This is a genomic window from Marinobacter flavimaris, from assembly GCF_045057155.1.
In the GTDB taxonomy this organism is placed as follows: domain Bacteria; phylum Pseudomonadota; class Gammaproteobacteria; order Pseudomonadales; family Oleiphilaceae; genus Marinobacter; species Marinobacter manganoxydans.
Window position 1 is genome coordinate 433,986 of sequence record NZ_CP171359.1, and the last position, 14,421, is coordinate 448,406.

Annotated in this window: 12 protein-coding genes; 8 read left to right on the forward strand and 4 right to left on the reverse strand. The window is 60.0% G+C overall.

All coding sequences use genetic code 11. The features are described 5' to 3' along the window. Nucleotides 1–5 precede the first annotated feature (5 nt). From ACGK9W_RS02255 to ACGK9W_RS02265, 3 genes are all read right to left on the reverse strand, one after another. Complete coding sequence (locus ACGK9W_RS02255; protein ID WP_405418943.1) at nucleotides 6–1,613, reverse strand: carboxyl transferase domain-containing protein; 1,608 nt, start codon at nucleotides 1,611–1,613, stop codon at nucleotides 6–8. A gap of 208 nt (nucleotides 1,614–1,821) precedes the next feature. After that, a complete protein-coding gene (locus ACGK9W_RS02260) occupies nucleotides 1,822–2,991 on the reverse strand; it encodes an isovaleryl-CoA dehydrogenase (RefSeq protein ID WP_405418944.1) in 1,170 nt (389 codons plus the stop codon). A gap of 25 nt (nucleotides 2,992–3,016) precedes the next feature. Beyond that, nucleotides 3,017–3,460 carry a MerR family DNA-binding transcriptional regulator gene (locus tag ACGK9W_RS02265; RefSeq protein WP_273157582.1) on the reverse strand — a complete coding sequence of 148 codons (444 nt, stop codon included), beginning with the start codon at nucleotides 3,458–3,460 and terminating at the stop codon, nucleotides 3,017–3,019. 104 nt (nucleotides 3,461–3,564) lie between these two features. Between ACGK9W_RS02265 and ACGK9W_RS02270 the strand changes: the two genes are divergently transcribed. From ACGK9W_RS02270 to ACGK9W_RS02285, 4 genes are all read left to right on the forward strand, one after another. After that, nucleotides 3,565–4,326, forward strand: coding sequence for an SDR family NAD(P)-dependent oxidoreductase (locus ACGK9W_RS02270; protein WP_405418946.1), 762 nt, complete (start codon nucleotides 3,565–3,567; stop codon nucleotides 4,324–4,326). 24 nt (nucleotides 4,327–4,350) lie between these two features. Beyond that, complete coding sequence (locus ACGK9W_RS02275) at nucleotides 4,351–5,502, forward strand: acyl-CoA dehydrogenase family protein (protein WP_405418948.1); 1,152 nt, start codon at nucleotides 4,351–4,353, stop codon at nucleotides 5,500–5,502. A 181-nt stretch (nucleotides 5,503–5,683) separates the two neighbouring features. Beyond that, on the forward strand, nucleotides 5,684–6,865 hold the full coding sequence (locus tag ACGK9W_RS02280; protein WP_273070802.1) for an acetyl-CoA C-acyltransferase: 1,182 nt from the start codon (nucleotides 5,684–5,686) through the stop codon (nucleotides 6,863–6,865). A 255-nt stretch (nucleotides 6,866–7,120) separates the two neighbouring features. Next, entirely contained in the window at nucleotides 7,121–8,458 is a 1,338-nt protein-coding gene (locus tag ACGK9W_RS02285) for a sodium-dependent transporter (RefSeq protein ID WP_273070800.1), read from the forward strand. Here the strand turns inward: ACGK9W_RS02285 and ACGK9W_RS02290 are convergent. Then, nucleotides 8,445–10,361 (reverse strand): sigma 54-interacting transcriptional regulator, encoded by a 1,917-nt coding sequence (locus ACGK9W_RS02290; RefSeq protein ID WP_053114754.1) that lies wholly within the window; start codon nucleotides 10,359–10,361, stop codon nucleotides 8,445–8,447. The genes ACGK9W_RS02285 and ACGK9W_RS02290 overlap by 14 nt on opposite strands. 313 nt (nucleotides 10,362–10,674) lie before the next feature. Between ACGK9W_RS02290 and ACGK9W_RS02295 the strand changes: the two genes are divergently transcribed. Genes ACGK9W_RS02295 through cynS form a run of 4 tightly spaced genes read left to right on the forward strand, consistent with a single transcriptional unit; the run spans nucleotide 10,675 to nucleotide 14,367 of the window. Continuing rightward, complete coding sequence (locus ACGK9W_RS02295) at nucleotides 10,675–12,096, forward strand: ABC transporter substrate-binding protein (RefSeq protein WP_008170591.1); 1,422 nt, start codon at nucleotides 10,675–10,677, stop codon at nucleotides 12,094–12,096. A gap of 2 nt (nucleotides 12,097–12,098) precedes the next feature. Continuing rightward, nucleotides 12,099–12,926, forward strand: a complete 828-nt coding sequence (ntrB, locus tag ACGK9W_RS02300; protein ID WP_008170590.1) for a nitrate ABC transporter permease — start codon at nucleotides 12,099–12,101, stop codon at nucleotides 12,924–12,926. 55 nt (nucleotides 12,927–12,981) lie between these two features. Continuing rightward, the gene (locus tag ACGK9W_RS02305) at nucleotides 12,982–13,896 is read left to right on the forward strand and encodes an ABC transporter ATP-binding protein (RefSeq protein ID WP_008170588.1); all 915 of its coding nucleotides are present in this window, start codon (nucleotides 12,982–12,984) and stop codon (nucleotides 13,894–13,896) included. 27 nt (nucleotides 13,897–13,923) lie between these two features. Further along, nucleotides 13,924–14,367: a cyanase gene (cynS, locus tag ACGK9W_RS02310; protein WP_008170587.1), complete on the forward strand. Its 444-nt coding sequence runs from the start codon at nucleotides 13,924–13,926 to the stop codon at nucleotides 14,365–14,367. Nucleotides 14,368–14,421: the final 54 nt, after the last annotated feature.

Here is a 14,421-nt window from a genome sequence, read left to right on the forward strand (position 1 = left end):
CCCGATTACATCCGGAACACGCCAAAGCGTGTCGGCTTGGCGGGTCGGTTAAGGGTGGCAGACAGGCTCAGGGCAACCACTTCCCGGGTCTGGGCCGGGTCGATAACGCCGTCGTCCCAGAGGCGGGCACTGGCGTAGTACGGGTGGCCCTGGTGTTCGTAAGTGTCGATGATCGGCTTCTTGAATTCCGCCTCTTCCTCGGCGCTCCATTCCTGGCCCTTGCGCTCCATGCCTTCACGGCGAACGGTGGCCATAACGCCGGCGGCCTGTTCGCCGCCCATCACCGAGATGCGGGCGTTCGGCCACATCCAGAGGAAATCGGGGTTGTAGGCCCGGCCGCACATGCCGTAGTTGCCCGCGCCAAAGGAGCCGCCGATCAGTACGGTGATCTTGGGTACGTTGGCACAGGCCACGGCCATAACCATCTTGGCGCCGTGCTTGGCGATGCCTTCGGATTCGTACTTCTGGCCAACCATGAACCCGGTGATATTCTGCAGGAACAGCAACGGGATGTTGCGCTGGCAGCACAATTCAACGAAGTGGGCGCCTTTCTGGGCGGCTTCGCTGAACAGGATGCCGTTGTTGGCGATGATGCCCACCGGGTAGCCGTGGATATGGGCAAAGCCGGTGACCAGGGTCTGGCCGTAATAGCGTTTGAATTCGTCAAACTCGGAACCGTCTACGGTGCGGGCGATCACGTCGCGCACGTCGAACTGTTTGCGCAGGTCGGTGCCGACGATGCCGTAGATTTCTTCAGCGTCGTAGAGCGGCGCCTTCGGCTTGCGAATTTCCACATCCGTTGGCTTGCGACGGTTCAGGTTGGAGACGCTGCGCCGGGCGATTTCCAGGGCGTGGGCGTCGTTTTCGGCGTAATGGTCGGCAACGCCGGAGATTTTACAGTGGACGTCGGCGCCACCGAGGTCTTCGGCGCTGACCACTTCACCGGTGGCCGCTTTTACCAGCGGCGGTCCGGCCAGGAAGATGGTGCCCTGGTTGCGGACGATAATGGATTCGTCGGCCATGGCGGGCACGTAGGCGCCACCGGCGGTGCACAGGCCCATAACGACGGCGATCTGCGGGATGTCGTCGGCGGACATGCGGGCCTGGTTGTAGAAGATGCGGCCGAAGTGGTCGCGATCCGGGAAGACTTCGTCCTGGCGGGGCAGGTTGGCACCGCCGGAGTCGACCAGGTAGATGCACGGCAGGCGGTTCTGCAGGGCGATTTCCTGGGCGCGCAGGTGTTTCTTGACCGTAAGCGGGTAGTAGCTACCGCCTTTTACGGTGGCGTCGTTGGCGATGATCATGCATTCGGTGCCGGAGACGCGGCCCACGCCGGCGATGACGCCTGCTGCGGGGACTTCTTCATCGTAGACGTTGTAAGCGGCGAACTGGCCAATTTCCAGGAACGGGGAACCGTCGTCCAGGAGGCGGTTGATGCGCTCTCTGGGAAGCAGTTTGCCACGGGCGATGTGGCGCTCCTGGTAGGAGGGGCCGCCGCCTTGCTGGATGGTGGCGACTTTGTCGCGCAGGTCGGCGACGGCCTTGGCCATGGATTCCTGGTTGGCCTGGAACTCTTCGGACCTGGGGTTAATCTTGCTTTGCAGTATCGTCATGGTTTTGACTTCCTGACCTCGGGGGAGTCGGGGCCGGTGGCAGGGCGGTCCGGGAACCGCTACAAGCACATCCATGTGCGCTTGTTTCGGGCCATCCATGGCCCTCTACATTCCCGGACCGCCCTGCCACCGCCCCCTCCGTCATACTTTGGGTGCGGCCGTCCCAGCCGTTTCAGACTACGGACGGCCTCCGGCTTGATGCTGCGTTTTATTTGTTCAGATACAGCTCGCGGCCGATCAGCATCCGACGAATCTCTGACGTACCAGCACCGATCTCATACAGCTTGGCGTCGCGCAGCAGGCGGCCTGTCGGGTATTCGTTGATGTAACCGTTACCGCCGAGCAGCTGGATGGCGTCCAGGGCGATTTTGGTGGCCATTTCGGCGGAGTAGAGGATCGCGCCGGCCGCGTCTTTCCGGGTGGTTTCAGCGCCGCGGTCGGCGGACATGGCAACCATATAGACGTAGGATTTGGCGGTGTTCATCCAGGTGTACATGTCGGCGACTTTGCCCTGCACCAGTTCGAATTCACCGATGGCCTGGCCGAACTGCTTGCGCTCGCGGATATAGGGAACAACCACGTCCATGGCGGCCTGCATGATGCCCAGCGGACCGCCTGCGAGGACCAAACGCTCGTAATCGAGGCCGCTCATGAGCACTCTGGCGCCGTTGCCAACGCCGCCCAGGACATTTTCCTTGGGTACTTTGCAGTCTTGGAATACCAGCTCACAGGTGTTGGAGCCGCGCATGCCGAGCTTGTCGAGTTTCTGGTGACGGCTGAAGCCCGGGGCGTCGCGTTCTACGATGAAGGCGGTCACGCCTTTAGAGCCGGCGGATGTGTCGGTCTTGGCGTAGATGACGTAGGTGTTCGCATCCGGGCCGTTGGTGATCCACATTTTGTTGCCGTTGAGGAGGTAGTGGTCACCTTCATCTTTGGCGGTCAGTTTCATGGAGATGACGTCGGAGCCGGCGTTGGGCTCGGACATGGCCAGGGCGCCAATGTGCTCGCCGCTGACGAGCTTCGGCAGGTATTTCTGTTTCTGTTCTTCGGTGCCGTTGCGGTGAATCTGGTTCACACACAGGTTGGAGTGGGCACCGTAGGAGAGGCCAACGGAGGCGGAAGCACGGCTGATTTCTTCCATGGCGATGACGTGCGCCAGGTAGCCCATGTCGGAGCCGCCGTATTCTTCGCTCACGGTGATACCCAGCAGGCCCATGTCGCCCATTTTCCGCCACAGGTCCATGGGGAACTCGTTGTTGCGGTCAATTTCCTCGGCGCGCGGCGCGATTTCGGAAGCAGCAAAGCCGTTGATCTGCTCGCGGAGCATATCGAGGGTTTCGCCGAGGCCGAAGTTGAGCTCTGAGTATTGTGATTTCATCGTTGGCTACCTTTGATTTCTGTCATTAGTGTTCAGCGGTCTGCCTGGCTTCTTCGTTGGCCGGGGCCTGCTGTTTCTTTTTCTTCTGCAGCTCGGCCAGGGCTTCTCGGCACCGGGTTTCGGCTGTGTCTATCTCCATTTCCGCCTGGGCAATGTCGTTCTTTTGCTGTTCCATTTGTGCCCGTTTGTTGGCCAGAATGGTCAGCATCTTGTGAAGCTGTTTCTCATTTCCGCTGAGGGTTTCGTCCCACAGGTCAAACAGCTCTTTGGTCTCGGCCAGGGAAAAGCCCATGCGCTTGCCCCGGAGTATGAGCTTCAGGCGCACCCGATCCTTTGAACTGAAGATCCGTGTCTGCCCGCGCCGTGAGGGCTTGAGCAGTTCCTGATCTTCGTAGAAACGAATGCTCCGGGTTGTTACATCGAACTCTTTGGCGAGCTCGCTGATGCTGTATGTCTGTTTAATGTCCATTGGGATTTCCTTTTTAGACTTAGGTTAGATAAAGTTTACGTAAACGTAAAGTAGTTTTAGGGTCCGATTTCTAACAAACAGAATCCTGAAAAGGGGAGTGAACGATGGAATTCAAAAATGTGGCAGCCATTGTAACAGGCGGTGCTTCCGGGCTGGGCGAGGGTGCGGCCCGCGCACTGGCCGCCGCCGGCTGCAAGGTCGCGGTTCTTGACCTTCAGCAGGAACAGGGTGAAAAGGTGGCCGCGGATATCGGCGGCATTTTCCTGAAATGCGATGTCAGTTCCCCGGACAGCGCCGAAGCAGCGATTAACGCGGCCCGTGAGGCCCATGGCCCCTGCGGTATTGCTGTGAACTGTGCCGGTATTGCCACGGCCTCCAAGATTCTGGGCCGTGAGGGGGTAATGCCGCTGGAGAACTTCAGCAAGGTTGTCCAGGTCAACCTGATTGGTACCTTTAACATTCTGCGCCTGGCGGCAGCAGATATGGCCCAGCGTGAGCCCAACGCTGACGGTGAACGGGGTGTGATCATCAATACCGCCTCGGTGGCCGCCTACGAGGGCCAGATTGGCCAGGCGGCCTATAGCGCGTCCAAGGGCGGTGTGGTATCGCTTACCCTGCAGTCGGCCCGTGAGCTGGCTCGCGAAGGCATCCGTGTAAATACGATTGCACCGGGCCTGTTCATGACGCCCATGATGGCGGGTATGCCCGATGAGGTTCAGGAAAGCCTGGCCGCTACGCTGCCGTTCCCGAAGCGTCTCGGCAAGCCGGAAGAATTCGGCATGATGGTGGACCAGATGGTGCGCAACCCGATTCTCAACGGCGAAGTGATTCGTCTGGACTGCGCGCTTCGTATGGCGCCCAAGTAAAGCATTCAATTGCAGGAGACATACATGACCGTGTCTGTTGATAAAGAAGAACTGGGGATGTTCCGGGATTCCGTTATCAAGGTCCTGGAAAAAGAAGTGACGCCGCACTACGAAGCCTGGGAGAAGTCCGGGCTGGTGCCCCGCGAGCTCTGGAACACCCTGGGCAACGCCGGAATGCTGTGCGTGGATGTGCCTGAAGAGTGGGGCGGGATTGGTGCGCCTTTCCAGTTCTCCGTGGTGGTGGGTGAAGAACTTGCCCGCATGGGATTCGGCGCGCTATCCACCAACGTGATGGTCCATTCGGACATTGTCGCTCCCTATCTGAGCCACATGGGCAATGAAGAGCAGCGGCAGCAGTGGCTTCCCAAGCTGGTTTCCGGCGAAGCCGTTGGCGCCATCGCCATGACTGAACCCGGTGCTGGCAGTGACCTGCAGGCGATCCGCACCAGTGCGGTCAAGGATGGCGATGAGTACATCCTGAACGGTTCCAAGACCTTCATCACCAACGGTCAGCACGCCGACATGGTCATCGTCGCCGCGAAAACCGACCCGAAGGCCGGCGCCCGCGGCATCAGCCTGTTCCTGGTGGACACCTCGCTGCCCGGCTACAGCAAAGGTCGCAACCTGGACAAGATAGGCCAGCATTCCGGGGATACCTCCGAACTGTTTTTCTCCGACATGCGCATCCCGGCTTCCGCGCTTCTCGGCGAAGAAGGACAGGGTTTTGTGTACCTGATGAAGGAGCTGCCCCGGGAGCGGCTGGTGATTGGTGCCCTTGGTGTTGCCGCCGCCCGTGGCTCCCTCGACCTGACCATCGCCTATGCCCGGGAGCGGGAACTGTTCGGCCAGAAGCTGGCCCAACTGCAAAACACCCGGTTTGAAATCGCCCGCATGGAAACCGACTACCGGGTGAACAAGGCATTCGTGGACCAGTGTATTGATCAGTACGATCTGGGCGAGCTGGATGCCCCAACTTCCTCCATGGCCAAGTACAGCGCCACCGAGATGCAGTGCCGCGTGGCCGATGGCTGCCTGCAGCTGTTTGGCGGTTACGGTTACACCACCGAATACCCGATTTCCCGGGCCTTTATCGACGCGCGGGTGCAGCGCATTTATGGCGGTACCTCGGAAGTCATGAAAGAAATTATTGCCCGGTCGGTACTGGGCAAAGCCTGAAAGAAGGGCCTTTAAGGCCTCAGAAGGCAAGTCGAATGCTCGGGGTCCGAGCAGGGGGCAGCCTCTCCGGGACTGTCTGCAGCATGGATGCTGCAGTCAAGCGTACAGGGAAGTATTTACAGCGTGTCCCGGAGAGGCTGCCCCCTGGTCGGGCCTTCCACAGAATCAGGAGGACAACCAAATGAATAGCAATGATGTGGTAATCGCAGGTTCAGCAAGAACCCCGATGGGCGGCATGATGGGCTCCCTCAGCTCCGTGCGCTCGCCGGATCTGGGCGCTATCTCCATCAAGACCGCCATTGAACGCTCCGGCCTCCAGCCGGCGGATGTGCAGGAAGTGATCATGGGTTGCGTACTGCCCGCAGGCCTCGGCCAGGCCCCGGCGCGCCAGGCCTCCCGTGCTTCCGGCATTCCCGACAGCTCCGGCTGCACCACCATCAACAAGATGTGCGGCTCCGGCATGCAGGCCGTGATCATGGCCCACGACCAGATCAAGGCAGGCACCAATAACATCATGATCGCTGGCGGCATGGAAAACATGAGCCAGGCGCCGTACCTGCTGCCCAAGGCCCGCGCCGGCATGCGCATGGGCCATGGCCAGGTGATGGACAGCATGTTCCTGGACGGCCTGGAAGACGCCTACGAAGGCGGCCTGATGGGCGTTTTCGCCCAGCGTACAGCTGACAAATACGACATCAGCCGCCAGGCCATGGACGAATTTGCCATCGGTTCCCTGCAGAAATCCCTGGCGGCCATCGAAAACGGTTGGTTCCGCGACGAAATTGTTCCGGTAACCGTACCTGGCCGTGGCGGTGACACCGAAGTCGACACCGACGAGCAGCCGGGCAACGCAAAGCCGGAGAAAATCCCGCACCTGAAGCCGGCCTTCGCCAAAGACGGTTCCGTGACCGCGGCCAACTCCAGCTCCATCAGCGACGGCGCCTCCGCCCTTGTTCTGGCCTCCGCCGCCGAAGCCGACGCCCGTGGCCTGACACCCCAGGCCCGCATCGTGGCCCACGCCACTCATGCCCGACTGCCGGCCGAGTTCACCCTTGCGCCCATTGGTTCCATCGAGAAGGTGCTGAAGAAAGCCGGCTGGAGCGTGGACGACGTGGATCTCTTCGAGATCAACGAAGCCTTCGCCGTTGTCACCCTGGCGGCCATCAACGAACTGAAACTCCCGGCTGACAAGGTGAACGTCCACGGTGGCGCCTGTGCCCTGGGGCATCCGATCGGTTCTTCCGGTTCGCGGATTATCGTTACCCTGATCAATGCCCTGAAGCAGCGTGGCCTGAAGCGCGGTGTGGCTTCGCTGTGTATTGGTGGTGGCGAGGGGACTGCCGTTGCTATCGAGTTGATCTGATTTGGTGGAATTGTCCTCGTTGTAGCCTGCCCATTTTAGGGCGGGCTTGCGGGGTGTCCGGTGAATTTTTCTTGGAAAAAGAACTCGCTTCGCTCAGACACCTTTTTCCGGCGAAAAATTCACCGGCCACCCCGCGCCGAGATACCCCCTGAGATATCGCGAAGTTAGTGACTTTGATATCAGTCATGCGGCCCAAGCCATGATATGCTAGCCTCAAATGCATTGAACGTCCCCGGCATTGGAGAAAGAACCCCCGTGCGAAAGAGCCACGAGTTTATTGAGGAATCCCGCAAACAGTGGAGCTCCGAGCCTGCGTTTGTGGCCTCCATGGCCGCAGCGGCTGTGGGGCTTGGGAACCTGTGGCGGTTTCCGTACATGGTGGGGGAGAACGGTGGTGGCGCTTTTGTGGTGGCCTATCTGCTGGCGCTGATTGTCGTGGTTTTGCCCATCATGATTCTGGAAGTGTCAGCGGGACGTCTTTCCAAGGGCAGTACGGTTCAGACCTACCGGCAGGTGAACCGCTTCGGGGTTGTTTACGGGTGGTTTGTGGTGCTCATCACCATGGCCATTACCAGCTATTACCTGGTGATTACCGGCTGGACCCTGGGTTATGCGGTGGATGCCGCAACAGACAATCTCCGAGTGTTTGGTGACTTTACCGCCGGGTATAACTCGCTCTGGTATTTCTTCGCGGTGACCGTGCTGGGGGCAATCATCCTGGCCAAGGATGTGACGGCCATCGAGCTGATGTCGAAGATCCTGATGCCGGTTTTGATCATTGTGATGATCGGTCTGGTGATTTTCGCCAGCCGCACACCCGGTTGGGAGCAGACCAAGGATTTCTTTTTCCAGGTGGACTGGAGCCGGTTGGCGGACGGCAAGCTGTGGGCGTTTGCGTTCGGGCAGGCGTTCTACACGCTGGCGATTGGCCAGGGCTACCTGGTGACCTATGGCAGTTTTATCCCCCGGCAGACCCACGTGCCCCGGGCCTGTCTGATTGTTGCAGGTACCGAGACCAGTGTGGCGCTGCTGGCGGGCTGGATGATCTTTCCGTTTGTGTTCAGTCTTGGCATGGAGCCCGCGGAGGGCAGTCAACTGGCGTTTGTGACCATGCCCCGGGTGTTCGAGGACATGGTGGGCGGCTACTGGGTGGGTACCCTGTTTTTCAGCCTGTTCTTCATGGCCGCGTTCAGTTCCAGCCTGGCCGGTCTGAAGGTGATGATAGCGGCGGTAGCGGAGGAGTTCCGGCTGAGCAATGGCAAGGCCGTCAGTCTTGTTACCCTGGTGATGCTGGTGCTGGGCACGGCATCGGCACTGAGTTTCACCCCGCTGGAGTGGAACATTGCCGGGGAGCCGGTGCTGGATGTGATCGACCGGGTGGCCGGCGGTAATGTGATCATCTTCTCCGGGGTGTTGGGGGCCGCCATGTTCTGCTGGTTTATTCCGCCCGAGAAGATACGAACGGTGCTGGGCACCCAGAGCCGCTGGTGGGAGTGGCGTATGTACCTGGTTGGTCGCTACCTGCCGCTGGTGATGCTGATCTGGATTGTGGTGACCTATGCCCTGAACCAGGTGGGCATTACTCCGGCCTGACCTGGAACTCCCTGGCGTCGATCTTCAGCTTCTTCAGGCGCGAGGTCAGGGTGGTCGGTTTGATGCCCAGCATGGCCGCCGCGCCGTCATCGCCGAAGACCCGGCCACTGCTCATGGTGAGGGCCCGGGCCAAATTCTGTTTCTCCAGTTCCCGCAACTCCTGCTCCGTCATCAATTCGCCGCTGTAATGTCTCGCAGGCGGCGCTTCTGCCGTGTTGGACCGGGCTGCGGACTCTGGGCCTGGCAGGTCCAGATCCAGCCGGCCGTCGGCGGTGATTACCTGGCGCTCGATCACATTCTCCAACTCCCGCACATTGCCGGGCCAGTGGTAGGCTTTCAGGGTTTCAACGTCACGTTCTTTCAGGGCCAACAGAGGCCGGTTGAACTTCTGGCACGCGCGGTTCAGGAATTCCTGGGCGAGGATGGGGATGTCCTCCAGCCGCCGGCGCAAGGGTACGGATTCGATGGGGAAAACATTCAGGCGGAAGTAGAGGTCTTCCCGGAAGGTTTTTTCCTGAACTTCCGCCTTCAGGTCACGGTTGGTGGCCGCGATCACCCGCACATCCACAGCCCGGGTTCGGTTTTCGCCAACCCGCTCGAATTGCTGATCCTGCAGCACCCGGAGCAGTTTGCCCTGGAGTTCAAGGGGGATTTCGCCCACTTCGTCCAGGAACAGGGTGCCGCCGTCGGCCAGTTCGAACCGGCCCACGCGATCACTGACGGCGCCGGTGAAGGCACCCTTGATGTGGCCGAAGAACTCGCTCTCGAACAGATCCTTGGGAATGGCCGCACAGTTCACCCGAATCAGGGGCCGGTCCCGTCGGCTACTGGACTGGTGGATGGCACGGGCAATCAGCTCCTTGCCTGTGCCTGATTCGCCGGTGATCAGCACGTTGGCATCGGTGGGCGCCACCATACCGATCCGGCGCACGATGGCTTTGATGGCCTCGCTCTGGCCGAAGATTTCGTGGAAGTGGTACTCGGCGCTGAGTTCTTCCTGCAGATAGGCGTTCTCCATTTCCAGCCGGTGCTTGAGGGTTTCCACTTCCTCCAGCGCTTTCTGCAGTTCTTGCTGGGCTTCCTGACGCGCGGAGATATCCCGGAAAACCACCACTGCACCCACCGGATGCCCGTTGTCCAGGATCGGTGTGCTGGTGTATTCCACCGGGAAACCGCTGCCGTCCTTGCGCCAGAACCAGTCCTCGCCAACCCGCTTCACACTGGCATCGCGGAAGGCGGCGTATATCGGGCAGTCCTTCAGGGGATACAGGCTGCCATCGGCATGGGAGTGGTGCACCACGCGGTGCAGAACCCGCCCCATGAGTTCGTCAATTCGCCACCCCAGCATGCGCTCGGCTGCGGGGTTTGCGAAGGTGCCTCGCCCCTCGGCATCCACCCCGTAAATGCCTTCCCCGACGGCATGCAGGATCAGCTGGTTTTCCCGCTCCATGTCCTTGAACAGTTCTTCCACCCGACGCCATTCAAGCAGGCCGCCCCGGTGGTAGTGGTTGGCATCGTGGCGCTCCCGAAGGGTTCGCAGCTGGCGTCGGTCCCTCAACAACAGCAGCACATTCTGGGTTTCCGCCTCGCCGACCCTGGATGAGGAGATTTCCAGTTCCACGGTGTGGCCGTCCCGGTGCTGGAGGAAGAAATCCCGGCTCCAGCCGTGGCTGCGAAACAGGGTTTCCTCAGTGAATGCAATCAGTTGCGGCCGCTGGTCGGTGAACAGGTGGGTGCATGGCGTTCCGACGAGGGATTGCCGGTCGGAGCCGATCATTCGGCCCATGGCACTGTTGGCGGACAGAATCAGGTCCCTGCCTGCATCTACCAACAGCGCAGCCTCTGGCAGATGGTCAATCCAGTTGCCGGTGATTTCAGGGCGAATGATGGCTTCGGTGTTCATGGCGATTTCCTGAGTCAGTTCCCGAAGGAAGAAACAAACCCTGTGCCAACTACGAAAAATCGCAGTCCGGGCTACGAAAAATCGTGAAATACGAAATGTCGTAGCTCTCCTGTTTTCAGGCTCCTCATTCCTGATGCCTTAAAAACAATGGGTTAAAAAAATAACCGGACTTGGCACAAACCCTGCGATACCTCTCTCAGAACGCGGAGCCGACCCGACCATTTCCAGCCTCGGGCCCGAGCCGCACCTTTGTTGCACCGTGAGAGTGCAGAAATAACCCAAAACTTAGGTCCCAAACCCAGGAGAGTGCGCCATGACCACGAAAAGCCTTGGAAACCCGTTTGACGGTGACAAGTCCCTGATTCATGCCAAGACCTGCGGCTGCCCCGAGTGCAAACCCGGCGACAGCACCCCGTCGATTTCCCTCGATCTCAAGCCCTCTGCCGGCCAGCAGGCAGTTGCTGACGAGCATTTGGATTCAGAAGCGATGATGGATCGCGCCATCGAAGGCGCGGTGGTGCGCTCGGTGTTTGGTCACAACGAACACAGCCGGCGCGCCTTCATGAAAATGATGGGCGCGGGCACCGCGGCGGCCGTTCTGGGCAGCGTGTTCCCGATGGAAAAGGCCAAGGCCGCGGTGAAGGAATCCCTGGGCAAGCTCGAGAAGACCAAGCTGAACGTTGGTTTTGTACCGATCACCTGCGCCACGCCTATCATCATGGCCCACCCGATGGGCTTTTATGAGCGGTACGGCCTCGATGTGACCGTCACCAAGACCGCAGGTTGGGCGGTGGCCCGGGACAAGTCCCTGGCTGGCGAATACGACGCCTCACATATGCTTACTCCCATGCCCCTGGCGATGACCATGGGCGCGGGCTCCACACCGGAGCCGTTCATCATGCCGGCCGTTGAGAACATCAATGGCCAGGCCATCGTGCTGCACGTCGACCACAAGGACAAGCGCGACCCGAAACAGTGGAAAGGCTTCAAGTTTGGCGTGCCGTTCGAGTACTCCATGCACAACTTCCTGCTGCGTTACTACCTGGCCGAGAACGGTATCGACCCGGACAAAGATGTGCAGATCCGTGTGGTCCCGCCACCCGAGATGGTTGCCAACCTCCGCGCCGGTAACCTGGATGGCTACTTGTCACCGGATCCGTTCAACCAGCGTGCTGTTTGGGAGAAGGTGGGCTTCATCCACATGCTGACCAAGGACATCTGGGAAGGCCACCCGTGCTGCGCCTTTGCCTGCAGCAAGCAGTTCGCGACCCAGAACCCGAACACCTACGGCGCCCTGTTGCGCGCCATCATCGACGCGACGCAGTACTCCAACAATCCGGATAACCGTAAGGAAATCTCCGAAGCCATCGCGCCAAAGAACTATCTGAACCAGCCGGTTCCGGTGATTCAGCAGGTGCTGACCGGCTACTACGCCGATGGCCTTGGCGAGGTAAAAGACGTGCCGGACCGCATCGACTTCGACCCGTTCCCGTGGCACTCCATGGGCGTGTGGATCCTCACCCAGATGAAGCGCTGGGGTTATATCGAGGGTGATGTGGACTACAAAGGCATTGCCGAGCAGGTCTACCTGGCGAGCGAGACCGGCAAGATCATGGAAGAACTGGGTTACACCGCTCCGGACAAGACCTACAAGACCCACACCATCATGGGCAAGACGTTCGATTCTGATCGTGCCGAAGAATACGCACGCAGCTTCGACATCGGGAGGGTGTAACCATGGCTTCCCTGAACGTCCGGGCAGCACTGCTGTCGGTGTCGTTCCTGATTCTGGCCCTGGGGCTCTGGGAAATGGCAACCCAGCCCCCGGAGGCCCAGACAGGACTGACCGAATACGAAATGCTGATGGGTGGTGTGGAGCAGGAATCCCGGGTGCCGCCACCCTCGGCGGTGATCAAGCTGGCCTGGGCGGAGTTGTCCGATCCGTTCTATGACGCCGGCGCCAACGACAAGGGCATCGGCATCCAGCTGGCCTATTCGGTGTACCGGGTATTGACCGGCTACCTGGCGGCCATGGCCATTGCGCTGCCCGTCGGGTTCCTGATCGGCATGTCGCCGCTGATGTACAAGGCCCTGAACCCTTACATCCAGGTGCTGCGGCCAATTTCGCCGCTGGCCTGGATGCCCCTGGCCCTGTTCATCATCCAGGACTCCGATGCCTCAGCGATCTTTGTGATCTTCATCTGCTCGATCTGGCCAATGCTTCTGAACACCGCCTTTGGTGTGGCGAACGTGAGGCAGGACTGGGTCAACGTGGCCCGCACCCACGAACTCGGCCCACTGCGCACCGCCATTACGGTGATCCTGCCGGCCGCAGCACCCACCATTCTGACCGGCATGCGGATCTCGATTGGCATTGCCTGGCTGGTCATCGTGGCCGCGGAAATGCTCGTGGGCGGCACCGGCATTGGCTACTACGTGTGGAACGAATGGAACAACCTGGATCTGGCCAGTGTGATCTTCTCCATCCTGATGATCGGGGTGGTGGGCATGCTGCTCGACCTGGCCCTGGGCAAGGCCCAGAAACTGGTGGAATACAAAGAATGAGCGGTCCGGCACCGGTTTCCGGTGCCGGCCTCAACCCTCCGAATGGAGACCTGTTATGAGTAAATCATTCCTGGAAGTAGATGGCCTGTCCAAAGTCTATCCGGACGGCCAGGGCGGTGAGCTGACCGTCTTCGAGGATATCCGCTTTGCCCTGGAGAAAGGTGAGTTTGTTTGCATCATCGGCCACTCCGGTTGCGGCAAATCCACCATCCTGAACGTGTTGGCAGGCCTGGACGAAGCCAGCGCCGGCAACGTGGTGATGAACGGCAAGGAAATCAAAGGCCCAGGCCTTGAGCGCGGGGTTGTGTTCCAGAACTACAGCCTGCTGCCCTGGAAAACCACCCTGAACAACATCGTCTTCGCCGTGCGCGCCCGCTGGCCGGAGTGGTCCAAGGAAAAGGTGAAAGAGCACAGCGAACGCTACCTGAAGATGGTGGGCCTGGACCACGCCCTGAACCGCAAGCCGTCCCAGCTGTCCGGCGGTATGCGTCAGCGGGTGAGTATCGCCCGGGCCTTCGCCACCCAGCCGGAACTCCTGCTGCTGGACGAGCCTTTCGGCGCGCTGGATGCGCTCACCCGGGGTGTGATTCAGGACGAGCTGGTGAAAATCTGGGAAGAAACCCGCCAGACCGTGTTCATGATCACCCACGATGTGGACGAAGCCATTCTACTGTCTGACCGCATCTTCCTGATGTCGAACGGCCCCAACGCCCGCATCGCTGAGAGCGTGAAAGTGGACATTCCGCACCCGCGGGCCCGGGCCACCATCTTCCAGAACCCGGCCTACCACAAAACCCGGGACTACCTGGTGGACTTCCTGGTCAACCGAAGCGGCTCGGCTCTGCCGGAAAAAGACGGCACCCCGAAAATCGTCGAACCCGCCAAAGGCGTTGCCCAGTCCACGCCAGCGTCTGCCGACTCTGAAACCGAATCCGAATCTGAGACTGCCGCCCGTGCGGTGAATGCCTGACGTTAAAACCCAAGAGAGGAAACAGCCATGATGAACAAAGAACTGATGACCGCCAAAATCCTGGAAGCCAAAGTGTCCAAGGGAATGACCTGGGAAGCCATCGCCGAAACCATCGGCCTATCCCCGGTGTTCACCACCTCAGCGGCCCTGGGTATGAACAGCCTCACCGAAGACAAGGCCTTTGCCCTGTGCGAAGTCCTCGACCTGGACAAGCCGATAGCCGAAGCCCTGCAGGTCTGCCCCAAAAAAGCCTGGGACGGCGCCGTTCCGCAGGATCCGCTGATTTACCGTTTGTACGAAGTGGTGGGTGTCTACGGCGACACTATAAAAGAGCTCATCCATGAGAAGTTCGGCGACGGCATCATGAGTGCCATCGATTTCACCATGGACATCGAGAAGGAAGAGAATCCGAAGGGCGACCGTGTGGTCGTGACTATGAACGGGAAGTTCCTGCCTTACAAAGCCTGGTAAATCGGAAGAGCCCGCCTTTGTAGCCTGTTGGTTGAGGGGCGGGCCTGCGGGGTG